19 protein-coding genes and 2 tRNA genes are annotated in these 26,884 nt (G+C 54.1%); 19 read left to right on the top strand and 2 right to left on the bottom strand.

Annotated elements, in window-relative coordinates; translation table 11 throughout:
* Positions 1-9 precede the first annotated feature (9 nt).
* The 5 genes from ftsH (at position 10) to HOY33_RS10445 (ending at position 5,032) form a co-directional block, all read left to right on the top strand.
* Positions 10-1,944 carry an ATP-dependent zinc metalloprotease FtsH gene (gene ftsH, locus HOY33_RS10465; protein WP_172290166.1) on the top strand — a complete coding sequence of 645 codons (1,935 nt, stop codon included), beginning with the start codon at positions 10-12 and terminating at the stop codon, positions 1,942-1,944.
* Between the two features lie 124 nt (positions 1,945-2,068).
* Positions 2,069-2,902: a dihydropteroate synthase gene (folP, locus tag HOY33_RS10460; RefSeq protein ID WP_172290165.1), complete on the top strand. Its 834-nt coding sequence runs from the start codon at positions 2,069-2,071 to the stop codon at positions 2,900-2,902.
* A gap of 7 nt (positions 2,903-2,909) precedes the next feature.
* Entirely contained in the window at positions 2,910-4,247 is a 1,338-nt protein-coding gene (gene glmM / locus HOY33_RS10455) for a phosphoglucosamine mutase (protein ID WP_172290164.1), read from the top strand.
* A gap of 342 nt (positions 4,248-4,589) precedes the next feature.
* The gene (gene secG, locus HOY33_RS10450; RefSeq protein WP_172290163.1) at positions 4,590-4,922 is read left to right on the top strand and encodes a preprotein translocase subunit SecG; all 333 of its coding nucleotides are present in this window, start codon (positions 4,590-4,592) and stop codon (positions 4,920-4,922) included.
* 23 nt (positions 4,923-4,945) lie between these two features.
* Positions 4,946-5,032: transfer RNA gene (locus HOY33_RS10445), tRNA-Leu, on the top strand.
* A gap of 208 nt (positions 5,033-5,240) precedes the next feature.
* Here HOY33_RS10445 and HOY33_RS10440 read toward each other — a convergent pair.
* Positions 5,241-9,107 carry a non-ribosomal peptide synthetase gene (locus HOY33_RS10440; protein WP_172290162.1) on the bottom strand — a complete coding sequence of 1,289 codons (3,867 nt, stop codon included), beginning with the start codon at positions 9,105-9,107 and terminating at the stop codon, positions 5,241-5,243.
* Positions 9,108-9,849: 742 nt separating this feature from the next.
* Here HOY33_RS10440 and HOY33_RS10435 point away from each other — a divergent pair.
* From HOY33_RS10435 to HOY33_RS10385, 11 genes are all read left to right on the top strand, one after another.
* Positions 9,850-9,926, top strand: a tRNA-Met gene (locus HOY33_RS10435).
* A gap of 220 nt (positions 9,927-10,146) precedes the next feature.
* Positions 10,147-10,599: a ribosome maturation factor RimP gene (rimP, locus tag HOY33_RS10430; protein WP_172290161.1), complete on the top strand. Its 453-nt coding sequence runs from the start codon at positions 10,147-10,149 to the stop codon at positions 10,597-10,599.
* A gap of 21 nt (positions 10,600-10,620) precedes the next feature.
* Positions 10,621-12,132 (top strand): transcription termination factor NusA, encoded by a 1,512-nt coding sequence (gene nusA, locus HOY33_RS10425; protein ID WP_172290160.1) that lies wholly within the window; start codon positions 10,621-10,623, stop codon positions 12,130-12,132.
* Positions 12,133-12,157: 25 nt separating this feature from the next.
* Entirely contained in the window at positions 12,158-14,869 is a 2,712-nt protein-coding gene (gene infB / locus HOY33_RS10420) for a translation initiation factor IF-2 (RefSeq protein WP_172290159.1), read from the top strand.
* Between the two features lie 74 nt (positions 14,870-14,943).
* Entirely contained in the window at positions 14,944-15,342 is a 399-nt protein-coding gene (gene rbfA / locus HOY33_RS10415; protein WP_172290158.1) for a 30S ribosome-binding factor RbfA, read from the top strand.
* Positions 15,342-16,286: a tRNA pseudouridine(55) synthase TruB gene (gene truB / locus HOY33_RS10410; protein ID WP_172290157.1), complete on the top strand. Its 945-nt coding sequence runs from the start codon at positions 15,342-15,344 to the stop codon at positions 16,284-16,286. Before rbfA ends, truB begins: the two co-directional genes overlap by 1 nt.
* Positions 16,287-16,408: 122 nt before the next feature.
* Positions 16,409-16,678: a 30S ribosomal protein S15 gene (rpsO, locus tag HOY33_RS10405; protein ID WP_172290156.1), complete on the top strand. Its 270-nt coding sequence runs from the start codon at positions 16,409-16,411 to the stop codon at positions 16,676-16,678.
* 249 nt (positions 16,679-16,927) lie between these two features.
* On the top strand, positions 16,928-19,051 hold the full coding sequence (gene pnp / locus HOY33_RS10400) for a polyribonucleotide nucleotidyltransferase (RefSeq protein WP_172290155.1): 2,124 nt from the start codon (positions 16,928-16,930) through the stop codon (positions 19,049-19,051).
* Between the two features lie 123 nt (positions 19,052-19,174).
* The gene (gene nlpI / locus HOY33_RS10395; RefSeq protein WP_172290154.1) at positions 19,175-20,059 is read left to right on the top strand and encodes a lipoprotein NlpI; all 885 of its coding nucleotides are present in this window, start codon (positions 19,175-19,177) and stop codon (positions 20,057-20,059) included.
* A gap of 106 nt (positions 20,060-20,165) precedes the next feature.
* On the top strand, positions 20,166-20,240 hold the full coding sequence (gene yrbN, locus HOY33_RS20805) for a protein YrbN (protein ID WP_099049240.1): 75 nt from the start codon (positions 20,166-20,168) through the stop codon (positions 20,238-20,240).
* On the top strand, positions 20,233-22,101 hold the full coding sequence (locus tag HOY33_RS10385; protein ID WP_172290153.1) for a DEAD/DEAH family ATP-dependent RNA helicase: 1,869 nt from the start codon (positions 20,233-20,235) through the stop codon (positions 22,099-22,101). Before yrbN ends, HOY33_RS10385 begins: the two co-directional genes overlap by 8 nt.
* 218 nt (positions 22,102-22,319) lie before the next feature.
* Here the strand turns inward: HOY33_RS10385 and HOY33_RS10380 are convergent, their stop codons facing one another.
* Entirely contained in the window at positions 22,320-23,333 is a 1,014-nt protein-coding gene (locus HOY33_RS10380) for a luciferase-like monooxygenase (RefSeq protein ID WP_172290152.1), read from the bottom strand.
* A gap of 280 nt (positions 23,334-23,613) precedes the next feature.
* Between HOY33_RS10380 and HOY33_RS10375 the strand changes: the two genes are divergently transcribed.
* From HOY33_RS10375 to HOY33_RS10365, 3 genes are read left to right on the top strand one after another with little or no spacing between them, the layout of a single operon-like run.
* Positions 23,614-24,585: an HlyD family secretion protein gene (locus HOY33_RS10375; RefSeq protein WP_172290151.1), complete on the top strand. Its 972-nt coding sequence runs from the start codon at positions 23,614-23,616 to the stop codon at positions 24,583-24,585.
* Positions 24,567-25,721 (top strand): ABC transporter permease, encoded by a 1,155-nt coding sequence (locus HOY33_RS10370; protein ID WP_172290150.1) that lies wholly within the window; start codon positions 24,567-24,569, stop codon positions 25,719-25,721. The genes HOY33_RS10375 and HOY33_RS10370 overlap by 19 nt, the downstream gene beginning before the upstream one ends.
* Entirely contained in the window at positions 25,718-26,854 is a 1,137-nt protein-coding gene (locus HOY33_RS10365; RefSeq protein WP_172290149.1) for an ABC transporter permease, read from the top strand. Before HOY33_RS10370 ends, HOY33_RS10365 begins: the two co-directional genes overlap by 4 nt.
* Positions 26,855-26,884: the final 30 nt, after the last annotated feature.

The following is a 26,884-nucleotide window of genomic DNA, read 5'->3' as shown; positions in this document are numbered from 1 at the left end:
TTGAGTGACATGGCGAAAAACCTGATTCTCTGGTTAGTCATCGCAGTTGTGCTGATGTCCGTTTTCCAGAGCTTTGGGCCCAGCGAGTCGAATGGCCGTAGGGTGGATTATTCAACCTTCTTAACTGAGGTGAATCAGGATCAGGTCCGTGAAGCACGTATTAACGGGCGTGAGATCAGTGTTATCAAAAAAGATAGCAACAGATACACGACTTATATTCCTGTCAACGATCCCAAGCTGCTGGATAACCTGATAACGAAGAATGTAAAAGTCGTTGGTGAGCCACCGGAAGAGCCGAGCCTGCTGGCTTCGATCTTTATTTCCTGGTTCCCGATGCTGCTGCTGATTGGTGTCTGGATCTTCTTTATGCGTCAAATGCAAGGCGGTGGCGGTAAAGGCGCCATGTCTTTTGGCAAAAGCAAGGCGCGTATGTTGACGGAAGATCAGATCAAGACCACATTTGCCGACGTTGCCGGTTGCGACGAAGCAAAAGAAGAAGTAAGCGAACTGGTCGAATATCTGCGTGAGCCAAGCCGTTTCCAGAAACTGGGCGGCAAGATACCGAAAGGTATTCTGATGGTCGGCCCTCCGGGTACGGGTAAGACGTTGCTGGCAAAAGCGATCGCCGGTGAAGCCAAGGTGCCTTTCTTTACCATCTCTGGTTCAGACTTTGTCGAAATGTTCGTCGGCGTGGGCGCATCCCGCGTACGCGACATGTTTGAGCAAGCCAAGAAAGCCGCGCCTTGTATCATCTTTATCGATGAAATCGATGCGGTGGGTCGTCAGCGCGGCGCCGGTCTGGGCGGCGGTCACGATGAACGTGAACAGACCTTGAACCAGATGCTGGTTGAGATGGATGGTTTTGAAGGCAACGAAGGCATCATTGTCATCGCCGCGACCAACCGTCCCGACGTGCTCGACCCGGCGTTGCTGCGTCCGGGCCGTTTCGACCGTCAGGTGGTGGTTGGCCTGCCGGATGTTCGCGGCCGTGAACAGATTCTGAAAGTGCATATGCGCCGCGTACCTTTGTCTCCGGATATTGATGCCTCGGTTATTGCACGCGGTACGCCGGGCTTCTCCGGTGCTGATTTGGCGAACCTGGTCAATGAAGCGGCCTTGTTTGCCGCCCGGGGTAATAAACGCGTTGTGTCTATGGTGGAATTTGAAAAAGCCAAAGACAAAATCATGATGGGGGCGGAACGCCGCTCGATGGTGATGACTGAGCAGCAGAAAGAGTCGACCGCCTATCATGAAGCCGGGCACGCCATCATCGGCCGCTTGGTGCCTGAGCACGATCCGGTGCATAAAGTGACGATTATTCCGCGCGGCCGTGCGTTAGGGGTGACCTTCTTCCTGCCCGAAGGCGATGCTATCAGCGCCAGCCGTCAGAAATTGGAAAGTCAGATTTCGACGTTATACGGCGGCCGTCTGGCGGAGGAAATTATCTACGGCATGGAAAAAGTATCGACCGGTGCGTCAAACGATATCAAGGTCGCGACGTCGATTGCCCGCAACATGGTTACGCAATGGGGTTTCTCCGAGAAATTGGGTCCGTTGCTGTATGCCGAGGAAGACGGCGAAGTGTTCCTGGGGCGTTCCGTGGCTAAAGCCAAGCATATGTCTGATGAAACGGCCAGGATCATCGATCAGGAAGTGAAGTCCCTGATTGAACGTAACTATCAACGTGCTCGTGAATTACTGATGGCAAACATGGATATTCTTCATTCGATGAAAGATGCATTGATGAAGTATGAAACCATTGATGCGCCTCAGATTGACGACTTGATGTCGCGTAAAGACGTTCGTCCGCCTGCGGGCTGGGAAGAGCAACGCTCGGACGGTAATTCCGACAATGGCGGTTCGCCTCAGTCGCCGACGCCGGTTGATGAACCCCGTACGCCAAATCCGGGTAACACGATGTCCGAACAATTAGGCGAGAAATAAATTCGTCGGCGCTCAAGCGCTTTGCCGTTGTTGTTCCTGTAAACCCCGGACTTGTCCGGGGTTTTTTGCTGTAGAATCTGTGGCATAAGTTTTAGCAGAGACCAACGATTTTGAGGGGAAAATCATGCAATTGATCGCCAGGGGATCGACTCTGGATCTTTCTTGTCCCAACGTTATGGGAATTCTTAACGTCACGCCTGATTCATTCTCTGACGGCGGCAAACATAATAAGCTGGATAAGGCGCTGTTTCATGCACAGGCGATGATTGCCGCCGGCGCCACGCTGATTGATATCGGGGGCGAGTCAACCCGTCCGGGCGCGAATGAGGTCAGCACGGAAGAAGAGTTGGAGCGCGTGATCCCTGTCGTTGAAGCGTTGGCTCTGCGTTTTGATACATGGATTTCCGTCGATACCTCAAAGCCGGAGGTGATCGCGGCTTCGGCGCAGGCGGGCGCCCACTTAATTAACGACGTTCGTTCGCTGCAAGAACCGGGAGCGTTGGAAGCCGCCGCCGCCGCCGGGCTGCCGGTTTGCCTGATGCATATGCAGGGATTGCCGAAAACCATGCAGCATAGTCCACACTATGATGATCTGATGGTGGAAATCGGCGATTTTTTGCAACGGCAAATCGATCGTTGCGTGAACGGCAATATTCCGAAAAATAACTTATTACTGGATCCCGGGTTCGGATTTGGTAAAAATCTGGCGCATAATTATGAACTTCTGGCTCGCCTGAGCGAATTACACCGTTTCGGATTGCCCCTGCTGGTTGGAATGTCCAGAAAAACCATGATCGGACAACTGCTCAATCTCCCTCCCGCGCAACGGGTTCAGGGGAGCGTCGCGTGTGCGGTGATTGCGGCTATGCAGGGTGCGCACATTATTCGCGTTCATGACGTAAAAGAAACGGTAGATGCCATGCGCATTGTCGAGGCCACTCTTTCAGCGAAGGAATAAAACTATTATGAGTAACCGTAAATATTTTGGGACGGATGGCGTACGGGGCAAAGTGGGCGACAGTCCGATTACGCCCGATTTTGTGCTGAAACTTGGTTGGGCGGCGGGTAAGGTGCTGGCACGCCATGGTTCTCGTAAAATCATCATCGGTAAAGATACCCGAATTTCCGGTTATATGCTGGAGTCAGCGCTAGAGGCCGGGCTGGCGGCGGCGGGATTATCCGCCTCTTTTACCGGCCCCATGCCGACACCGGCCGTGGCTTATCTGACACGCACCTTCAGAGCTGAGGCCGGTATTGTCATTTCCGCGTCGCACAATCCTTATTATGATAACGGTATTAAATTCTTCTCTATCGATGGCACCAAATTGCCTGACGAAGTGGAAGAAGCGATCGAAGCCGAGCTGGAGAAACCGCTGACCTGTGTTGAATCGGCGGAGCTGGGTAAGGCGAATCGCATCGTGGATGCGGCCGGGCGTTATATTGAATTCTGCAAGGGCACATTCCCAAGTGAACTGAATCTTAACGGGCTGAAAATCGTGGTCGATTGCGCCAACGGCGCAACGTATCACATCGCCCCCAGCGTATTGCGTGAACTGGGCGCCAACGTCATTTCCATTGGCTGTGATCCAGATGGCATGAACATCAATGAAGAATGCGGCGCAACCGATGTAAGGCAGTTACAGGCGCGGGTCGTCGCTGAAAAGGCCGATGCGGGGCTGGCATTTGACGGCGACGGCGACCGGCTGATTATGGTCGATCATCTCGGTAATAAAGTCGACGGCGATCAGATCCTGTATATCATCGCTCGCGAAGGTTTGCGTCAGGGGCAGTTGCGCGGTGGCGCAGTAGGAACCCTGATGAGCAATATGGGGTTGGAACTGGCCTTAAAACAATTGGGAATTCCGTTTGCCCGCGCTAAAGTCGGCGATCGCTATGTGCTGGAAATGATGCAGGCAAAAGGCTGGCGTATTGGCGCGGAAAATTCCGGTCATGTTATTCTTCTGGATAAAACGACGACGGGGGATGGGATTATCGCGGGTTTGCAAGTGCTTACTGCGATAGTCAGAAACCACATGAGTCTGCACGATCTGTGCAGCGGTATGAAGCTGTTCCCCCAAATTCTGGTTAATGTCCGTTTCTCGGGGGAGACCAATCCTCTTGAGGATAAAACGGTGCAACAGATAACACAGGATGTTGAAAAAGAACTGACCGGTCGTGGGCGAGTATTACTGAGAAAGTCAGGCACTGAGCCGCTGATCCGCGTCATGGTTGAGGGCGAGAATGAAGAGACGGTCATTGAAATGGCTAATCGGATAGCCGATGCGGTAAAAGCCGTGGATTAATACCCTTTGAATCACGTTCGCATTAGCCAGCAATGACTTCACGGTTACTCTGGCTATGCTGCTTTTTTAAAATGATCGGCCTTTATTTTTGCATCGGCTTACCATTAACTATCAAATAGATAAAGTGTTCAATTGCTGTGGTATCGCCAAAGCCGCTGTTTTTTTCTTCAATCAGCTTATGGCGACTAAATTACCCTTGCGTACGCTACAGCCTTTGGTTAGTATTCAGACCCGCTTAATAAGGGATGAATGTATTCATTCGCTTTGGCGGATTACACGCGGTTTTACCGCAAGAATCTAAAATCTCCATAAATTATGGGGAAAACGGTTACAGGTACAATTATGTACGAAGCTCTTTTAGTGATTTTCCTGTTGATAGCGATCGGGCTGGTGGCCTTGATTATGCTGCAACAAGGTAAAGGTGCTGATATGGGGGCCTCGTTCGGAGCAGGTGCTTCTGCCACTTTGTTCGGTTCGAGCGGCTCCGGTAATTTCATGACGCGCATGACAGCGGTATTGGCGACTCTGTTCTTCATTATCAGTTTGGCGCTGGGCAACATGAGCTCGTTGCAGAGTAAACAAGGCGGTGCATGGGAAAACCTGAGCCAGCCTGCGCAAGTAGAGCAGACCACGCCTGCTGCGCCTGCCGCACCCGCGAGCGATATTCCGAAGTAATCGTTGTAAAAAGTAGTTTTGATGCCGAGGTGGTGGAATTGGTAGACACGCTACCTTGAGGTGGTAGTGCCCGATTGGGCTTACGGGTTCAAGTCCCGTCCTCGGTACCAATACAAAATCAATAGACGTAATGGACGTCTATTTTTTTTGTCTCAACCCCTTGTTCTTACCGGCTTTCCCTTCGTTTCAAGTTTTCCCGACGCCAGCCTGATTCAACCCGCCTCATCGGGTTTTCCGCTTTCTCGGCTCCGGCGGGAGCCGAGAAATGCTTAACAGACAATTTTTTCCGGTTTGTGAAATGCCATTAATATCATCGCATCATGGCGCTAAAGCGGCGTCGGTCTGCCGTTTAAGCAGTTCTGCCGCAAATTGTCGGCCAAACTGTTCCAGATATTGGCGTTGCAGCATGCATTCGTGCGGTGCCTCCACTTCGTATTCGATCAACTCACCTGATATGTACTGTAACCATAGCGCAGGTTGCTGATCCTTAGCTCTCAGGATATCGGAGGTGGCTCGAATGAAAACCAGATCGCCGTCATAAGCGGTATAGCGACATTCGGTCAGCAGCTTCAGCATCAGTTTGGCGTCTTTCACTAAACGAGTGAGGAACTCTTCACCGATGTTGTCGTTACCCAGCGCCTCCGCCATTGCACTTTTTAGCCCTTTTATGCCGCTGCGCGGCGCGCCGGCAATAGCCCTTGTCATACGGGTGATGACGGTGGCGTCATCCAGTTTCAGCGAGTCCTGTCCGTTTTGCAGCGGGTAGCTATCAAACATGCACAGGAATCTCACTTCTTGACCTTCGGCCTGCAACATCGTTGCTATGCGCAAGGCTATATTACCGCCCACGGACCAGCCGGTTAGGTGATACGGCCCTTGCGGTTGGATGGTGCGGATATGTTGCAGGTACTCTTTCGCCAATTCATCCAGTGAGTGGATCACACGGCGCGGATCGCGCAGGATAGGCGACTGAATAGCGTAGACCGGCTGGTCTTCCGGCAGGAAAGGCAGCAGGCCGGCGAATGACCAGGCGATGCCGCCGCCGGGATGAATGCAGAACAGCGGCGGACGCGCGCCCTTGGTGCGTAGAGGAAGGATCGCGTCGAACGGATCGTCGAGGCAGTCAGCGGGTTTAAGATGCTGCGCCAGCTGGCGCGGGGTGGGGGCGGTCAGGAAGTCGGAGATACTCAGCGAAACGCCGAACTCTTCCCTGATGCGACCGATTAACTGTAGACCCAGTAGGGAGTGGCCTCCCAGAGTAAAGAAGTTCTGGTTGGCGTATACCGTTTCACATTCCAGAATCGATTCGAACAGCCGGCAGATGATTTTCTCCTCCGGCGTACGTGGCGGTATCAGTTCGTTGTCGTCCTGTTGAACGGGAGGCGGCAGTTCGCGGGTCGCTAACTTGCCGTTAGGCGTCAGCGGGAAAGACGGTACGACCATGATAATGCTTGGCAGCATGTGTTGCGGCAACTGACGGCTAAGCGCCTTTTTCACACAGTCGCAGTCCAACTCTCCGCGGCTGTTAGCGACATAGGCAACGATAGCCGGGCCGTGAGCGAGGTTACACAACATGGCTACGGCATCCTCCACGCCGGAGCAGCCAAGAAGCGCGTTCTTTATTTCGCCCAGCTCGATGCGTAGACCGCGCAGCTTGATCTGACTGTCCTTGCGGCCCTGATAGAAGAGACGTCCGACATGGTCGAAGAATACGCTGTCGCCGGAGCGGTACATGTTGGCGGCCGCATCCAGAAGATCGGGCACAAAGCCTTTGGCCGTCAGGTCCGGGCGATTACGATAGCCTCTGGCTACGCCGGGGCCGCCGATAAATAATTCGCCCCAACTGCCCGGCGGCAACAGGCGCTGCTGTTTATCCACCACGTACAAGCGGGTGTTGGCCGTGGCGGTGCCGATAGAGAAATCGCCGGTGCCGTAGTGGGCATTGATCGAGGTGGCAAACGAGGTTTCCGTCGGGCCGTAGACATTCAGCAGACGGCAGTGGGAGAAACGCGCCAGCAGCGCCGGGGGACAGGGTTCGCCGCCCAGGAGCAGCACGGTGCCCTGTGGAAAGTCCTCTGTCTCATGGTAGGCCAGCAAGCTGGGTGTCAGCACCAGTAGCCGGATATTTTCGCGGCGCACCAGCGTGGCGAGCGGCTTGCCGGGCGTGGTGGAAACTTTGTCGGCGATCGTCAGCGTCGCGCCGGCCAACAGCGTCATCATGATTTCCAACACCGACATGTCGAAACCTGCGGCTATGAATTGCAGCACTCGTTGTCCTGGTTGCAGCCCCGCAGCCTCAATAGCTGTCCGTGCGATAGGCTCCAGGTTGCGGTGAGTCACCTCAACGCCCTTTGGTTTTCCGGTTGAGCCGGAGGTGTAGATCATATAGGCAGACGTGCCCGAATCGAAATCAGCCAGCGGCCGGTCGGCAAGCGGCAGATTTTCCAGCATCTCGGTTGTCAAAAACAGCCGTTTTTCCTGGGGAACGGGGATATTGATCGCGCTGTCGCCAGTGATGATCACCATGGCGGGCGCGGCGTCGTTCAGGATGTATTCGATGCGGGCCTCCGGCAGATCCGGAACCACCGGTATGTAGCAGGCGCCCAGTTTAAACAGCGCCACCGCCGCGACCACCCATTCGATACTGCGTGATGTCACCACCGCCACGTCGCTGCCGGGGCATACGCCGAGCGCCCGAAGCCGGCCGGCCAATCGGGTGGCATAGTTGTCCAACTGAGCATAGCTTAGCGCGCGATCGTCCTGAAGCAGCGCGATCTGTTCGGCATGGGCATGAACCGTGTCGGCGAAAGCATCGCGGAACGTCGGCTGCGGATCGCCCGCGATCGGCAATGGATAAAAACGCTCGCGCTCGCCGGGCAATAGCAGGTCGTAATCGGCAGCCGGCGTGTCGGGCATATTCACGAAATGCTCCAGCAACAGGATAAGTCGCTGGTAGTGTTGTTCCAGAGCCTCGGGCGTATACAGGTCGGCGTTGGCGTCGAAGCCGATCTCCAGGTAACTGTTGTTGCGTTCGAATATATTGATATTCAGGTGTCTTGCCGGGCCGTTGGCGACATTTACCACTGTCATTTCACAGTTGTCAAAGCGAATATCCCGATCATAAGACTGGATGTTAAGCAGCGTATTGAACAGCGGTTTATGACCGCGTTCGGCTTGGAGATCGCGGATCATGGTTTCGGAGCGGTAACTCTGGTGCAACAGGTGGTGACGCAACTGGTGTTGAATGTTTATGGCAACTGAAAACACCGTGGATTCTGTGGTGAAAGACAGATGCAGCGGCAGGATGTTGGATACCATTGACGGAATGGTGCGAAGCGCCTTGAGCTTGCGGGCGGCGACCGGCATGCCTACGGCCAACTCCGTCTGTCCGGTCATTTTATGCAGGTAGGTTGCGCAGAGAGCCAGCAGTACGCTGGAAAGGCGAAGCTGATGCTCCGATACTGTGGCGCGAAGACGGTCCAGCGTTTTCCCAGTGAAGATCTTGCGCAGTCGGTTTAATGTGACCAGCGGCGCATCGCCCGGCACCAATTGGGTGGCATCCGGCATTTTCAGGCAATATTTGCGCCAGTAGGCCTGGTCTTTGACATAGACGTTGCTGGCATAATATTCCTGTTCCGCTTCGACGACGCTTTTCAGCGGCGACATCGGTAGCGGCGCTACGGTCTCCCCTCGCAGCAGCCGACCGTAGTAATCGGCTATATTGCTAAACAGAATACTGTGGCCGTAGCCATCCATAACGAGATGGGGTCCCAGCTCTATCATCCGGTAAAAGTTTTCCGCCAGTTTGATCAGCACATAGCGGCCCAACGGCGCTTGGGAAAGATCGATATCCTGGCTGAGTAATTCATTCAGAAGCGCTGTGTAAGCCTGTTCGGGATCGGGGATTTCTGAAAAGTCATGCCACTCTAAGAACGATAGCGGCGTATTGGGAAGAAAGTATTGCACACATTGGCTGGAGGTCGGATCGATTTCAAACACGGTATGTAATGCAGCGGTCTTGCCGCAAACGGTGTTAATTGCCTGTTCCAACAAGGGCAGTTGGAGCTGGCCTCTGAATTCGATGATGTCACACAGGTGGTAGTTTTTGTTGCTGCCTGCCTGGGCGATAGCGAGATAGACTTCTTGCTGAGCGGTACTCAGTGGGCAGGTTTCCTTTTCGGACATTAAGGTACTCCTCTTTGTGTGTAGTCTGCTAATTTCGAGCGTAAATTTGTTGATAAGAAGAAGGCATCAGAGGTCATTGAATCTTTTTACCGTTTTGATGGTTGTCAACAATGGGTTCACAAATGGATAGCGGAAGATTGGGCGGGATTGTGTACATCATTATTGCAGCGCTCTTTTAGTGGTAAATCATAATTTTTATTTATCATTTTTATGATAGAAGCAAATTCTCTATTGGCAAAGTTGGACGCGGATGTATTGTGTCCTATCAATGAAACGGCGTTTATTTTGCATGCATTTGATTGTGTTGATATAAAACAAAGATTTCTTTCGATGAAATAAAAATCCATCTATTCACATGTAATTGATTGATTATTGGTTATTTTTTGTGGGTGTGAGATGTGCCGATACAGCAAGGCGTTGCCATCGGTGGTATGCGTTTCTGTCTGAGTGCGGTGCGGCCGGATTTGTTTCCGATTCCATCTATCACGCACTTTAACAATTAGTTTAATTAATGTTTGTTTGAGGGGGTAAATGGGGTTTTGATTTTTCCCGACATCATGGGTATCATGCGGCCGCATACTCGAGGTTCAAAATTGATATTTATGATTACAACGCGAGTTTGATCGGCGTCTGTTGATGCATCGATGCAATAGGTTAAATATTCAAATTGGGTCCTCGTACCAATCCTATAGATAACTTGCTTTTTTGCAGTTGTCAGCGTAGTATTTGCCACGTTTTCGGACGCGGGGTGGAGCAGCATGGTAGCTCGTCGGGCTCATAACCCGAAGGTCGTCGGTTCAAATCCGGCCCCCGCAACCACTTAACTTTCCTGGTAGCGCTTTTTTTCAAATAGGCTGTTCAGTAAGTCTCCATCGCTTTCACAGTCATTTTTGAAAGAATCCTTAACTGAAAGTTATGCCGCGTGATTTAGCGGTAATAGGGTCCAGTTGCATAAAGCCCCGATATATCGGGGTTTTTTGTTATTTGGCAACAGAATTACTGGGCTATTAGGCCCTTTTTTTATGTCTTGGGGGTGGGCTTGTCCACATTAGAGCAAAAATTAACAGAGATGATTTCAGCGCCAGTCGAAGCCTTGGGCTACGAATTAGTCGGTATTGAGTTCATCCGGGGTCGCCAATCGACGCTGCGTATCTATATTGATAGTGAAGATGGGATCACTGTTGATGATTGTGCTGATGTCAGCCATCAAGTGAGTGCGGTTTTGGATGTTGAAGATCCTATTACCGTCGCCTACAACCTGGAGGTATCCTCTCCGGGACTTGAGCGTCCTCTGTTCACGGTAGAGCATTATGTGCGCTTCATCGGTGAAGAGGTGACGGTGGTACTGCGTATGGCAGTCCAGAATCGACGTAAATGGTTGGGGATTATCAAAGCCGTTGAGGGCGAGATGATCACCATTACAGTGGAAGGCAAAGACGAAGTGTTCGCGCTGAGCAACATCCAGAAAGCGAACCTGGTACCCCACTTTTAAAGTTTGGATGAGGCAACTAGGATGAATAAAGAGATTCTGGCTGTTGTTGAAGCAGTTTCCAATGAAAAAGCCCTTCCGCGTGAGAAGATTTTTGAAGCGTTGGAAACCGCGCTGGCGACAGCGACCAAGAAAAAATACGAGCAGGAAATTGATGTCCGCGTCAGTATCGATCGTAAAACCGGTGATTTCGATACTTTCCGTCGCTGGCTGATCGTCGACGAAGTTACCCAGCCAACGCGTGAAATTACCCTGGATGCGGCACAGTTCGAAGATCCTGCGCTTGATCTGGGGGATTATGTTGAAGACCAGATTGAGTCTGTGACATTCGACCGTATTACCACCCAAACCGCAAAACAGGTTATTGTGCAGAAAGTGCGCGAAGCCGAGCGCGCAATGGTGGTCGAGCAGTTCCGCGAACAGGAAGGCGAGATTGTCACCGGCGTGGTGAAGAAAGTTAACCGCGATAACATCTCGCTGGATTTAGGCAATAACGCTGAAGCGGTCATCGGTCGTGAAGATATGTTGCCGCGTGAAAACTTCCGCCCAGGCGATCGCATCCGCGGCGTGCTGTATGACGTTCGTCCTGAAGCCCGCGGCGCTCAACTGTTTGTCAGCCGTTCCCGTCCGGAAATGCTGATTGAACTTTTCCGTATTGAAGTGCCGGAAATTGGTGAAGAGGTCATTGAGATTAAGGCCGCCGCCCGCGATCCGGGTTCCCGTGCAAAAATTGCGGTGAAAACCAACGACAAACGTATCGATCCGGTTGGCGCCTGTGTCGGGATGCGCGGCGCGCGAGTGCAGGCGGTATCCAGCGAGCTTGGCGGCGAGCGCATTGATATTATTCTGTGGGATGATAATCCCGCTCAGTTTGTTATCAATGCCATGGCCCCGGCGGACGTGGTTTCCATCGTGGTTGACGAAGATACCTGTACGATGGACATCGCCGTTGAGTCCAGCAATCTGGCGCAGGCGATCGGCCGCAACGGTCAGAACGTGCGCCTGGCCTCTCAGTTACTGAAACAGCATCGTTCAGATGACCGCTGGGAACTGAACGTCATGACGGTGGAAGATCTTCAGGCTAAGCATCAGGCCGAAGCGCATGCCGCCATCGACGTGTTTACCAAGCACCTTGATATTGATGAAGAGTTCGCCACCGTGCTGGTTGAGGAAGGTTTCTCCTCCCTTGAAGAGTTGGCCTATGTGCCAATCAAAGAGCTGCTGGCGATTGAAGGCCTTGATGAAGAGACGGTCGAAGCATTGCGTGAGCGTGCGAAAGCCGCGTTAACCACGCTGGCATTGGCGCAGGAAGAAAGTCTCGGTGACGGCCAACCCGCAGACGATTTGCTCAGCTTACCTGGTCTGTCGCGTGATATGGCATTTAAGCTGGCTGCACGCGGTATTTGCACGCTGGAAGATCTTGCTGAGCAGGGCGTTGACGACCTGACGGATATTGAAGAGCTTAATGATGAAAAAGCCGGCGAGCTGATCATGGCCGCCCGTAATATCTGTTGGTTTGGCGACGACAACGAATAACGAACTGTAGCAGGAAAGGAACAGCATGACAGATGTAACCGTAAAATCGCTGGCCACAGAGATTCAGACTTCGGTTGACCGCCTGATACAGCAGTTTGCTGATGCAGGAATTACCAAGTCTGCATCAGATTCTGTGACTCAGCATGAAAAAGAAACATTATTGACGCACTTGAACCGCGATCGCGGAACTGCGCCAGGCAAATTGACGCTGCAACGTAAAACGCGTAGCACGTTAAACATTCCCAGTACTGGCGGCAAAAGTAAGTCAGTGCAGATCGAAGTCCGCAAGAAACGCACTTATGTAAAACGCGATCCTCTGGATGCCCAGCAGGCGGAAGAGGAAGAGCAGGCACGGCGTGAAGCGGAAGAACAGGCACAACGCGCTGCTGAAGAGCAGGCCAAACGCGAGGCTGAAGAAAAAGCCCGCCGTGAAGCCGCTGATAAAGCTAAACGTGCTGCCGAAGAGCAAGCCAAACGTGAGGCCGCCGAAAAAGCTAAGCGTGATGTAGCGGAAAAAGAAAAAGTGACCAATCAACAAAACGATAGTACCACCAAGCCTGCTCAGGCTGAAAAAGCGAAGCGCGAAGCCGAAGCCGCCGAACTGAAACGTAAAGCCGAAGAAACGGCGCGCCTTAAGGTTGAGGAAGAAGCCCGCCGCATCGCTGAAGAAGCCCGTCGTATGGCGGAAGAGAACGCCGGCCGTTGGGAAGCTGAAAGCGCCGCTAAACCTGAAGAATCCGCCGATTATCATGTGACCACGTCTCATCATGCCCGCGAAGCGGAAGATGAAAGCGATCGTCAGGTGGAAGGCGAACGTCGTACCCGCACCCGCGCGGCAAAAGTGACCAAACAGAAGAAAGGCAACCGCCAGTCCGAATCCAAAGCCGATCGCGAAGAAGCGCGCGCCGTTACCCGTGGCGGTAAAGGCAAGCGCAAGCCCAGCACCTTGCAGCAGAGCTTCAACAAGCCTGCTCAGGCGGTCAACCGCGATGTGGTGATCGGTGAGACGGTGACGGTGGCCGAACTGGCCAACAAGATGGCGGTGAAAGGCTCTCAGGTTATCAAAACGATGATGAAGCTGGGCGCCATGGCGACGATTAACCAGGTTATCGATCAGGAAACCGCGCAACTGGTGGCGGAAGAAATGGGCCACAAAGTCATCCTGCGTCGTGAGAACGAACTGGAAGAAGCGGTAATGAGCGACCGTGATACCGGCGCCGCCGCCGTATCCCGTGCGCCGGTGGTGACCATTATGGGCCACGTTGACCACGGTAAAACGTCGTTGCTGGATTACATCCGTTCAACCAAGGTCGCCGCTGGCGAAGCGGGTGGGATTACTCAGCACATCGGTGCTTACCACGTTGAAACCGACAACGGTATGATCACTTTCCTGGATACCCCGGGACACGCCGCATTTACCGCCATGCGTGCCCGCGGCGCTCAGGCGACGGATATCGTGGTGCTGGTCGTTGCCGCGGATGACGGCGTGATGCCTCAGACCATCGAAGCTATCCAGCATGCCAAGGCAGCGAAAGTGCCGGTGGTTGTCGCGGTGAACAAAATCGATAAACCGGAAGCCGATCCCGATCGGGTGAAAACCGAACTGTCGCAGTACGGTATCATGCCGGAAGAGTGGGGCGGCGAATCGCAGTTTGTGCATGTCTCCGCCAAAGCCGGAACCGGTATCGATGAACTGCTGGATGCCATTTTGTTGCAGGCTGAAGTGCTGGAACTGAAAGCAATCCGCAGCGGTATGGCCAGCGGCGTGGTGATCGAATCCTTCCTGGATAAAGGCCGCGGCCCGGTAGCCACCGTTCTGGTGCGCGAAGGAACGCTGAACAAAGGCGATATCGTGCTGTGCGGCTTTGAATACGGCCGTGTTCGTGCGATGCGCGACGAACTGGGACGTGAGATTACGGAAGCGGGCCCGTCGATTCCGGTGGAAATCCTGGGTCTGTCCGGCGTGCCGGCGGCGGGTGATGAAGCGACCGTGGTGCGTGACGAGAAGAAAGCGCGCGAAGTGGCGCTGTATCGTCAGGGCAAATTCCGTGAAGTCAAACTGGCCCGTCAGCAGAAATCCAAACTGGAAAACATGTTCGCCAACATGACGGAAGGTGAAGTTTCTGAACTGAATATCGTGCTCAAGTCTGACGTTCAGGGGTCTTGTGAAGCCATCTCCGACTCGCTGCAAAAACTGTCTACCGATGAAGTGAAAGTGAAAATTGTCGGTTCCGGCGTGGGCGGTATCACTGAAACGGACGCCACGCTGGCGGCGGCGTCGAATGCGATTATCCTTGGCTTTAACGTGCGTGCCGATGCTTCCGCTCGCCGTATCGTTGAATCCGAAAGTCTGGATCTGCGCTATTATTCAGTCATCTATGATTTGATTGATGAAGTCAAACAGGCGATGAGCGGCATGCTGGCGCCGGAATACAAGCAAGAGATCATCGGCCTGGCGGAAGTTCGCGATGTGTTCAAATCACCGAAATTCGGTGCGGTCGCCGGTTGTATGGTGACGGAAGGCGTGGTTAAACGTCATAACAAGATCCGCGTACTGCGTGAAAACGTGGTTATCTACGAAGGCGAGCTTGAATCCTTGCGTCGCTTTAAAGATGACGTCAACGAAGTCCGCAACGGTATGGAATGTGGTATCGGCGTTAAGAACTACAACGACGTTCGTGCCGGCGATGTGATCGAAGTCTTTGAAACGATTGAGATCAAACGCACAATCGCTTAAGTCGGCGTTAAGCGATGCGATAAGTTGTTCATAGGGGGGCCTTGCGCCCCCCGATTTTTACTTGAGGATTCAACATGGCAAAAGAATTCAGCCGCACCCAGCGCGTGGCGCAGGAAATGCAAAAAGAAATCGCCATTATTATTCAGCGGGAAGTGAAAGATCCGCGCATCGGAATGGCTACCGTATCCGGCGTGGAAGTTTCACGCGATCTGGCTTATGCCAAAGTTTTTGTGACATTTCTGAATGATAACGAACCGGAGCAGGTAAAGACGGCGGTTAAGGCATTGCAGGATGCGTCAGGTTTTATCCGCGTATTGCTGGGAAAAGCGATGCGTTTGCGTGTCGTCCCGGAATTGACGTTTTCCTACGACAATTCACTGGTTGAAGGGATGAGAATGTCTAATCTGGTCACCAACGTTGTCAGACATGATGCTGAACGCCGTTCTGCCACGGGCGAAGATCAGGAGGATTAATGAGTCGTCCTCGTCGCCGTGGCCGTGATGTTCACGGCGTGTTGTTATTAGATAAACCGCAGGGTATGTCTTCTAATGATGTTTTGCAGAAGGTAAAACGAATTTTCAACGCCAATAAAGCGGGCCATACCGGCGCGCTGGATCCGCTGGCAACCGGCATGCTGCCGATTTGTCTGGGGGAGGCGACAAAGTTTTCTCAGTATCTGCTGGATTCCGATAAGCGTTATCGCGTGATTGCCCGCCTTGGGCAGCGTACTGACACCTCCGATGCCGATGGCAATGTGATTGAGGAACGCGCGATGACTTTCTCTACGGCTGAGCTGGAACAGGCGCTGGAAAGTTTTCGCGGTACGACGCAACAGATTCCTTCGATGTATTCGGCGTTGAAGTATCAAGGGCGCCCGTTATACGAGTATGCGCGTCAGGGGCAGGTGGTTCCGCGTGAGGCGCGCGAAATTACCGTTTACGAACTGATATTTATCCGCTGCGAAGGCGATGAGCTTGAGCTGGAAATTCACTGCTCGAAAGGCACCTATATCCGGACCATCATCGATGATCTGGGGGAAAAGCTGGGCTGCGGCGCGCACGTTATTTATCTGCGTCGCTTACAGGTTGCGACTTATCCCATAGAGAGAATGGTGACGCTGGATCGGTTGAATTCCTTACTGGAACAGACACAGGCTGAGGCGTGCTCGCCGGCGCTGCGTCTCGATCCTTTGCTGATGCCGATGGAAAGCCCGGTAATGGATTTCCCTGAAGTCAATCTGAGTTCCGTGGTCGCCGGCTACCTCAAACTCGGCCAGCCGGTTCAGGCGGCGAATGTCCCGGCGGACGGCATGGTGCGTATCACCGAAGGCGAAGCGCGCAAGTTCATTGGCATGGGTGAAATCGACGACGACGGACGTGTCGCTCCCCGTCGTCTGGTGGTTGAATTCCAGGAGTAAGTCCGTCTGTTGCTGCCTTGCTATCGCAAGATGCTGAGAGTAGAATAGCGCGGCTTGACTATTGGGTGGCTGAATTAGAGATCGGCGCCTGTTTTTTTATCTATAATGTTTGGAGTATTACTATGTCTCTAAGTGTTGAAGCAAAAGCTAAAATCGTTGCGGAATTCGGTCGCGGTACTAACGACAGTGGCTCTACCGAAGTCCAGGTCGCTTTGCTGACCGCTCAGATCAACCATCTGCAAGGTCACTTTGCCGAGCACAAAAAGGATCACCACAGCCGTCGTGGTCTGCTGCGTATGGTTTCTCAGCGTCGTAAGCTGCTGGACTACCTGAAGCGTAAAGATGTAGCGCGTTACACTGACCTGATTGCACGTCTGGGTCTGCGTCGCTAAGTCTGCCGAGTTTCAGTGGGAAGGGGCCTCTTTTGGCCCCTTTCTTCTAGGAAGCGCCTGCAAGACAGGGTAATGTATCGTTGTTTTAATTATGATCTTTCATTACAGAGGTTCGCGCGGCTAATGAGAGGCTTTATCTGCATGAGCAGGGTAAAGGTTGTCATTAGTCGTGAGGATGTAGTGCAAAGATCGGAAGTTCACTGGCGCGTTTATCCATAAGTATGACGCGCCCCAGTTAAGGATATTATTTTGCTGAATCCGATCGTTCGTAAATTTCAATATGGTCAACATACCGTCACGTTAGAAACCGGTATGATGGCGCGCCAGGCTACCGCTGCCGTCATGGTAAGCATGGATGATACTGCCGTATTTGTTACCGTTGTCGGCGCCAAACAAGCGAAACCGGGTCAGGGATTCTTCCCGCTGACCGTTAACTATCAAGAGCGTACCTACGCGGCCGGGCGTATCCCAGGCGGTTTCTTCCGCCGTGAAGGGCGTCCGAGCGAAGGTGAAACGCTGATTTCCCGCCTGATTGACCGCCCGATTCGTCCGCTGTTCCCGGAAGGTTTCCTGAATGAAGTTCAGGTTATCGCCACCGTGGTTTCCGTTAACCCGCAGGTCAATCCCGATATCGTGGCGATGATCGGCGCCTCCGCCGCGCTGAGCCTGTCCGGTATCCCGTTCAGCGGGCCTATCGGCGCCGCGCGCGTGGGCTACCTGAACGATCAGTATGTGCTGAACCCGACGACCGACGAACTAAAAGAAAGCCGTCTGGATCTGGTGGTCGCCGGTACGGAAGGCGCGGTGCTGATGGTTGAGTCCGAAGCGGATCTGTTAAGTGAAGATGAAATGCTGGGCGCCGTTGTTTTCGGTCACGAACAACAGCAGATCGTGATTGAAAACATCAATGCGCTGGTTGCCGAAGCCGGTAAACCCAAATGGGAATGGCATGCGCCGGAAATCAACGTCTCCTTGCAGCAACGCGTAGAAGCGCTGTCCGAAGCGCGTCTGGGCGATGCGTACCGCATCACGGAAAAACAGGAGCGTTACGCTCAGGTTGATGCCATTAAAGCCGATGTCGAAGCGGCGTTGCTAGCGGAAGATGAAGCGTTGAACGCCGGCGAAATCCAGGAAATTCTGGGTAACGTAGAGAAAAATGTCGTCCGTAGCCGCGTGCTGCGCGGCGAGCCGCGTATCGACGGTCGCGAAAAAGATATGATCCGCGGTCTGGACGTGCGTACCGGCGTATTGCCGCGTACTCACGGCTCCGCGTTGTTTACCCGCGGCGAGACTCAGGCGCTGGTTACCGCCACGCTGGGTACTGAGCGTGATGCGCAGACCATTGACGAACTGACCGGCGAACGTACCGATCGTTTCCTGCTGCACTATAACTTCCCTCCGTACTCGGTTGGTGAAACCGGTATGGTCGGATCGCCGAAGCGTCGTGAAATCGGTCATGGTCGTCTGGCGAAACGCGGCGTGCTGGCGGTTATGCCTAACGCAAGTCAATTCCCGTACACCGTGCGTGTGGTTTCTGAGATCACCGAATCCAACGGTTCTTCTTCCATGGCGTCTGTCTGCGGCGCGTCTCTGGCGCTGATGGATGCGGGCGTGCCGATTAAAGCAGCCGTCGCGGGTATTGCGATGGGACTGGTAAAAGAAGGCGAAAACTTTGTCGTGCTGTCCGATATTCTGGGTGATGAAGATCATCTGGGCGATATGGACTTTAAAGTGGCCGGCAGCCGTGAAGGCATTACCGCCTTGCAGATGGATATCAAGATCGAGGGGATTACCCGCGAAATCATGCAGGTTGCCTTGAATCAGGCTAAAGGCGCCCGTCTGCACATTCTGGGCGTGATGGAGCAGGCAATCAGCACGCCGCGTGGCGATATTTCCGAATTTGCGCCGCGTATCCATACCATCAAGATCAGCACTGACAAGATCAAGGATGTTATCGGTAAAGGCGGTTCGGTTATCCGTGCGTTGACCGAAGAAACCGGCACCACCATCGAAATTGAAGACGATGGCACGGTGAAGATTGCTTCAACGGATGGCGAAAAAGCCAAACACGCGATTCGTCGTATCGAAGAGATCACGGCTGAAATCGAAGTGGGACGCATTTATCAGGGTAAAGTGACGCGTATCGTTGACTTTGGCGCCTTTGTCGCCATCGGCGGCGGCAAGGAAGGTCTGGTACATATTTCTCAGATCGCCGACAAGCGTGTCGAGAAAGTGACCGACTACCTGCAAATGGGTCAGGAAGTACCGGTTAAGGTACTGGAAGTCGATCGCCAGGGCCGTGTGCGTTTAAGCATTAAAGAAGCCAATGCTCAACCTCAGGAAGCTGCTGTACCGTCTTCTGAGGAAGAATAATCGGTAAAACAGTCACACAGCTCCTTACCGCGTAAGGAGCTGTGTATCGTAAGGAAGGGACATCCTTATGTCGAGCTGTCCGGGACAGGATGTTCATCCAATGTTTGTCTTCGGGAGTGGGAAATGAAGCCTTTCTTGCGTTGGTGTTATGTTGCGACAGCACTTATGCTGGCAGGATGCAGCAACACGGATTGGCGCAAAGACGCAGTATTGGCAGTTCCGTTACAGCCTACTTTGCAGCAGGAAGTGATTCTGGCGCGCATGGAACAAATCCTTGCCAGCCGGGCATTAACCGATGATGAGCGAGCACAGCTATTATATGAGCGCGGAGTGCTGTATGATAGCCTCGGGTTGAGAGCATTGGCGCGAAATGATTTTTCACAAGCGCTGGCGATTCGCCCTGATATACCAGAGGTTTTTAACTATCTGGGGATTTACTTAACGCAGGCAGGCAATTTTGATGCTGCCTATGAAGCGTTTGATTCTGTACTAGAGCTTGATCCAACTTACAATTACGCGCGTTTAAACCGGGGCATCGCTTTGTATTATGGCGGTCGCTACCTGTTAGCGCAGGATGATCTGCTGGCGTTTTATCGAGACGATCCAAATGATCCTTTCCGTTCGTTATGGCTGTATCTTGCGGAGCGAGAAATCAATCCGGAGAATGCCAGGGTAGCGTTGCAGAAACGCTATGACGGAGCGCAGAAAGGGCCGTGGGGATGGAATATTGTCGAATTCTACCTGAGCGGTATCAGTGAAAAAACGCTGATGCAACGTTTGCAGGAAGAGGCTACGGATAACACTTCGCTCGCTGAGCATCTCAGTGAAACTGACTTCTATTTAGGTAAGCACTACCTAAGTCTGGGGGACAAGAACACCGCCTTGGCGCTGTTCAAGCTGACGGTTGCCAACAATGTTCATAATTTTGTTGAGCACCGCTATGCATTGTTGGAATTGGCGCTATTAGGCCAAGAGCAAGACGACCTATCAGGATCGGACCAGCAATAGCTGACGAACAACACTATCAGCCTGAAAAAACTTCGGTTATCACCTTTGCGGGTGAGGGCTTTTTTGTTCGCTTTTTAATCCAATTTGAGCCGGTTCACACTTTTCAATGAAAATGACTGAAAATTTTCTCGACGAGTTATGTAGACTGGCCGCCATTTATGAGGCACGTGTACATGACTGAGTTTGAAACCACTTTTGCTGAGTTGGGGCTGTCTGCTCCAATCATTAATGCCCTGACCGATCTGGGCTACGAAAAACCCTCGCCGATTCAGGCGGAATGTATTCCCCACCTGCTGAGTGGTCGTGATGTGCTGGGTATGGCGCAGACCGGCAGCGGTAAAACCGCGGCGTTCGCGCTGCCCTTGCTGAACAATCTTAAACCTGAGCTGAAAGCGCCGCAGATGCTGGTGCTGGCCCCAACCCGCGAACTGGCGGTGCAGGTTGCTGAAGCCTGTAGTGATTTTGCCAAACACATGCACGGCGTGAACGTGGTTGCCCTATACGGCGGACAGCGTTACGACGTACAGCTGCGCGCGCTGCGCGGCGGCGCGCAGATCGTTGTCGGTACGCCGGGACGTCTGTTGGATCACCTGAAACGCGGCACGCTGAATTTGTCCAATCTGAGCGGCCTGGTGCTGGATGAAGCCGATGAAATGCTGCGTATGGGCTTTATCGACGATGTTGAAAACATCATGGCCCAGATCCCGGCGGAACATCAGACCGCGCTGTTCTCCGCCACCATGCCGGAAGCGATTCGCCGCATTACGCGTCGCTTTATGAAAGATCCGCAGGAAGTGCGTATCCAGTCCAGCATTACCACCCGTCCCGATATCAGCCAGAGCTACTGGACTGTTGCCGGTATGCGTAAAAATGAAGCGCTGGTGCGTTTCCTTGAAGCGGAAGATTTTGATGCGGCGATTATTTTCGTCCGTACCAAAAACGCCACGCTGGAAGTGGCTGAAGCCTTAGAGCGCAGCGGCTATAACAGCGCGGCGCTTAATGGTGATATGAATCAGGCGCTGCGTGAACAGACTCTGGAACGACTGAAAGACGGCCGTCTGGATATTCTGATCGCCACCGACGTTGCCGCCCGTGGTCTGGACGTTGAACGCATCAGCCTGGTGGTAAACTACGATATCCCTATGGATTCGGAGTCTTACGTTCACCGTATCGGCCGTACCGGTCGTGCCGGCCGCGCCGGCCGCGCGTTGCTGTTTGTCGAAAACCGCGAACGCCGTTTGCTGCGTAACATTGAACGCACCATGAAGCTGACTATTCCTGAAGTTGAGCTGCCGAATGCCGAGCTGCTGGGTCAACGTCGTCTGGCGAAATTCGCCGCCAAAGTACAGCAACAGCTGGAAAGCAGCGATCTGGATATGTACCGCGCGCTGCTGGCTAAATTGCAGCCGGAAGAAGAGCTGGATATCGAAACCCTGGCCGCCGCGTTGCTGAAAATGGCGCAGGGCGAGCGTCCGCTGATCCTGCCGCCGGATCCGGTGTTCGATCGTCGTCCGCGTCGTGAATTCCGCGATCGCGATGATGCGCGCGGCGACCGTCGCCGTGAACCTCGCGAAAGCCGTGATGGCGATCGTCCGCCGCGTCGTGAACGTCGTGATGCCGGCGATATGGAGCTGTATCGTATTGAAGTGGGTCGTGATGATGGTGTGGAAGTTCGCCACATTGTGGGGGCGATTGCCAACGAAGGCGATATCAGCAGCCGCTATATCGGCAACATCAAACTGTTCGCTTCTCACTCAACGATTGAGCTGCCAAAGGGAATGCCGGGCGACTTGCTGTCTCACTTCACCCGCACCCGTATCCTGAACAAACCGATGAACATGCAGTTGCTGGGTGATGCTCTGCCGCATGAACGTCGTGAAGGCAATGGCGGGGAGCGCCGTGGCGGTCGACCGGGCGCCGCGCCTCGTCGTTCCTATAGTAACGGCGAACGCCGCGAAGGGAATGGCGGTGAGCGTCGCGAACGTACTTTCAATCGCGACGCCGCGCCGCGTGCGCCACGCCGCCGGCCTGCCGATGCTTAAGGGCGGTTGGCGCAGGGGACGGAATATCTATGCTGTAGATGTTCGATAACCTGACAAATCAATCGCCCCTTATCGAAGGTGATAATGGAATGGAAGAGTAAAGCGTCCGCGCCAGGGATGGCGCGGTTCGAGCTTACAAGGACGTACTTGCAGCGTCTTTACGATCCATCCATTATCGCCGCTCACCGAAGGGATGCAGAAATGCATCCCTTTTTCAATTATGGCCGCATATCGTTCTGAACGCTTATCGCGATCTCAAACGATCGCAGACGAGCCTGATGGTCGAAAATCTGACCGTTGAGCATCACTTCATCGGCTTGCGTTTCGCGCAGCAAACTCTGCAAGCCATGGCGAACTTTTTGCCGATCGCCGACGATCGACAGGCGTAACGTTTGCTCCACGCCAAACTGTTCCGCCGGAGACCAGATGACATCCCTACTTTCCACCGGCGCGGGCAACGGGCCGGGGGTGCCGCGGCGCAGGTTGATGAATTGCTGCTGCATCGAGGTAAACAGGAAACCGGCCTCGCAGTCGCTGTCGGCGGCCACTACGTTGACGCACACCATGGCATAAGGCTTGGGATGCGCGGCCGACGGTTTAAAGGTTTCACGATAAACCTTTAGCGCTTGCAGCAGCAGGTCGGGGGCGAAGTGGGCGGCGAAGGCAAACGGCAGCCCTAAGGCGGCGGCCAGTTGCGCGCTGTACAGGCTCGAACCCAGCAGCCAGATGGGAACCTGTAAACCCTGACCGGGCACCGCCTGCACCGGCTGACCGGGTTCTACATCGGCAAAATAGCGTTGCAGTTCCTGTACGTCTTTGGGGAAATCATCGATTTCGGCGTTCAGATGACGCCGCAACGCCAACATGGTTCGCTGGTCGGTTCCCGGCGCACGGCCTAGCCCAAGGTCGATACGGCCCGGATAAAGCGACTCCAGCGTACCGAACTGTTCGGCGATCACCAGCGGGGAGTGATTCGGCAACATGATGCCGCCGGAACCAAGCCGGATACGTTGCGTGCCCGAGGCGAGATAGCCAATCAGCACCGAGGTGGCGGCGCTGGCAATGCCGGTCATATTGTGGTGTTCCGCCAGCCAGTAGCGATGGTAGCCCCATTTTTCCGCGTGTTGCGCCAGATCCAACGAGTGGCTGAAAGCATCCTGCGCTTTCAACCCGGTCGGTATCGGCGCTAAATCCAGAATAGAAAAGGGGACAGGCTGAAGATCTGTGGACATAGAGAACGCTCGCTTATCAGGTTCCAGATGGGCTTGAGTATTACGCCGTTTGGCTTAAATTTATACCCGAATCTGAATTTACGGTTGTTAATCGACAGTGCGGAAACCGGATCGTCACCGATAAAACAGCCATACTATTTTATGTTTAAAGCGGGATTCGGTATCGCGTTACAATGTAAAAGGTTTGTTTTAATTTTGTTTAATTATTTTATGTGATGGCGGTGAGGCGTTTCGCGGATCGTGACCCAGCGATCGACACGGGGCGGCTTGGAGTTGATAAGTGAATAAAAAGACGAGATTTACGTTGTTATTGGTGGTGGCGGCCATTGCGCTGGCGGTGCTTTTTCGGGCCAATAATCAGGATATTCTGTTGCAGGGCGAAGTGGATGCGCCTGAGGTGATCGTATCTTCCAAGGCATCCGGACGGGTGACTGAACATCATGTGCGGCGCGGTGATGACGTCAAGTCGGGTCAACTGCTGATTTCGCTGGAGAATGCTGAATTGATCGCGCAGCAGCGCGCGGCGGAAGCCGCCAGAGATCAGGCGCAGGCGCTGCTGGATCAGTCTGAACACGGTACGCGGGAAGAGAGCGTTCGTCAGCTACGGGCGACGCTGGCTCAGGCGCAGGCGCAATACCAGCAGGCTCTGCATGAATATAACCGTCAGAGCAGTATCGCGACAAAAGGCTATGCTTCCGCTTCGGCGCTGGACAGCGCCCGGCAGGCGCGTGATAGCGCCTGGCAGCAGGTGCAGGCCGCACAGGCCAATCTGGATGAAGGTTTACACGGCGATCGGCCCGAGCAGCGGGAAAACTACGCGGCGGCGCTGCGTCAGGCTGAGCAACAATTGCAGGAAATCAATGTCCTGGTGGACGAATTGCAGGTGAGAGCGCCGGTGGACGGCGAGGTCGGGCCAATTCCGGCGGAGGTGGGCGTGCTGCTCAACGCCGCCAGTCCGCTTATCACGCTGGTGCGCGTACCGCAGGCCTGGTTGGTGTTTAATTTGCGTGAGGATATTCTGGCCGGCGTACGCAAAGGTGACCGCATCGCCCTGCGAGTGCCTGCGTTGAATGACCGGATGATCGACGCCGAGGTGCGTTATATCGCCCCGTTGGGCGACTACGCCACTAAACGCGCCACGCGGGCCACGGGTGATTTCGACCTGAAGACGTTCGAGGTCAGGCTGTACCCGTTGCAGCCGCAGGAAGGACTGAGGCCGGGAATGAGCGCGCTATGGCAGTGGAAAGAGTAAACGCCGCCTGGCGCAGTTTCAGGGCGTCATTCCGGCTGGAGGTCAACACGGCGCTGCGCAGTCCGGTGGTGCACTGGCTCGGCTGGTGTTTTCCGCTCTTGCTGTTCATTCTGCTGGGCAGCATTTTTTCTGTCGGCACGATGCAGGATCTGCCGGTATCGGTGATCGATAACGATCACAGTACGCTGTCTCGCGATCTGATCCGTAAGCTGGATGCCGGATCCCACGCCCGTGTCGTACCGGTTACGGGCGGACTGGATGAGGCGCTGCAACGATTGCGCAGCGCGCAGGATTACGGCCTGCTGTATATTCCGGCGGATTTTGAGGCCGGGGTGCTGGCGGGTCATCAACCCAGCGTGATTTTTTATTACAATGCGCTGTTTTATGGCGCGGGATTTTATTCCACTCTGGATTTCAGCACGCTGATAGCCGAATTCAACGGCCGCTATCGCGGCATTATCGCGCAGGAGTCCGGACATACTCTGCCGGCATTGGGCGATGTCAGCATGGCTTATGGCAGCCTGTTCAATGCCAGCGGCAGCTACGTTTATTATCAGCAGTTCGCCGCCACCATTCATCTGTTACAGCTGTTTGCCGTCACCTGCATGATCTATGTGCTGGAGCGCAGCGGAAGTATTGTCGAACGCCGGCCTTTTATACCGGCGATGCTGGGGAAACTGGCTCCCTACACCCTGTGTTATACCCTGTTGCTGATCGTCGAAATGGCCGTCCTGGTATGGCTTTCGGATGCGCATATGAGCGGGAACCCGTTGTATATGCTGCTGGTGGGATTTTTCTATGTGATGGCGGCGCAGAGCATCGGGGTGCTGCTGTTTACCTTTACCCGCACGGCGCTGACGGCCTATACCATGATGGGGATTATCGTCAGTATCGCGCTGACGTTTTCCGGTCTGGCGGTGCCCGAACTTTCCATGCCGTTGCCGGCGCAAATCATTGCGCAAATTGAGCCGTTGACGCACGCGCTGTATGCGATGTTCGATATCTTCCTGCGTCAGGTATCGCTGTATTCGATCCTCGGGGTGTGTTGCCTGCTGTCGGCTTATCCGCTGGTGACCGGTCTGCTGGTGCGTAACCGGCTTTATCAGCGCCTGAGCCAGCGGGAGGAAAAGCGGTGAAAAGCTACTGGCAAACATTCAGCCGGGTGCTGATGGGGATGCTGGAACGTCCTATGTGGCTGATGCTGCTGGCGTCGCTGTGCGTGATGAGTCTGGTTTACGCCAATCACACGGTGTGGGATTTACCGGTGGCGGTGATCGATCAGGATCACAGTCGCGCCAGCCGCCTGCTGACCCGTGAGCTGGACGCCACGCCGAAGATCGCGGTAATCGGCTATGACAATCTTCCGCAGGCGCAGCGAGATTTAGTGCGACGCCAGCTATTTGCCGTCATTATCCTGCCGCCGGATCTGGAAAAAAAACTGCTGGCCAGCGCGGCCATTATTATACCGGCCTACGGCGATGCCACCAACCGACTGGCAAACGGGCAGATTCAGCAGGACGTGCTGGCCGCCTGGCAGCAACTGCTGGCGGTTTATCACCGGGATCTACTGCTGCGCAGCGGATTCAGCAGCCAGCAGACTGAGGTGATTCTGATGCCGATGGTGGGGCAGACGCAGGGGTTGTTTAACCCTGGCGTCAGTTTTGCGGCGATTATTTTCCCCGGTTTGCTGGTGATGCTGTTGCAGCACTCCCTGCTGATCGCCTGCGTGCGGGTGAGCATCGCGCTGAAGAGCTCCCCGCAGGGAAAACCCTCCATTGCGGTTTATCTCGGCGGCCTGTCGGCGCTGCTGCCGATCTGGTTTTTCTTGTCGATTGTGCTGTTCGTGCTGTGGCCCTGGGTATTGGGCTACCGGCAGACGGCCAATATCGGTGAAATTCTGCTGCTGACTTTTCCGTTTCTGCTGGCGGTGCTGGGGCTGGGCAAACTGCTGACCGAGTGTCTGCGCCGCGTGGAAATGATTTATCTGACGCTGTCGTTTATTACCATGCCGGTTTTTTATCTTTCCGGCACCATCTGGCCCGTCCAGTCGATGCCGGGCTGGGTACAGGCGATTTCAGCGATATTGCCTTCAACCTGGGCGACCAGAGCGATCGCCGGCATCAACCAGATGGATCTGCCGCTGCGCGAAGTAGGGCGCGATGTGGTGATGCTGCTGGTGCTGGGAATGGTGTATACCTTGCTTGGTATTGGCGTGGGATTGCTGCATAACACGGCGCAACTGCGCCGGATATTACGCCGCCGCTTCTGATTCGCGGACGTCTTTGGCGTGTGAGGCCGG

Origin of the sequence: Brenneria sp. hezel4-2-4 (assembly GCF_013155275.1) — a bacterium.
GTDB lineage: Bacteria > Pseudomonadota > Gammaproteobacteria > Enterobacterales > Enterobacteriaceae > Brenneria.
Note: the sequence above shows the minus strand (reverse complement) of the source record. Positions and strands in the feature narration are given on the sequence as shown.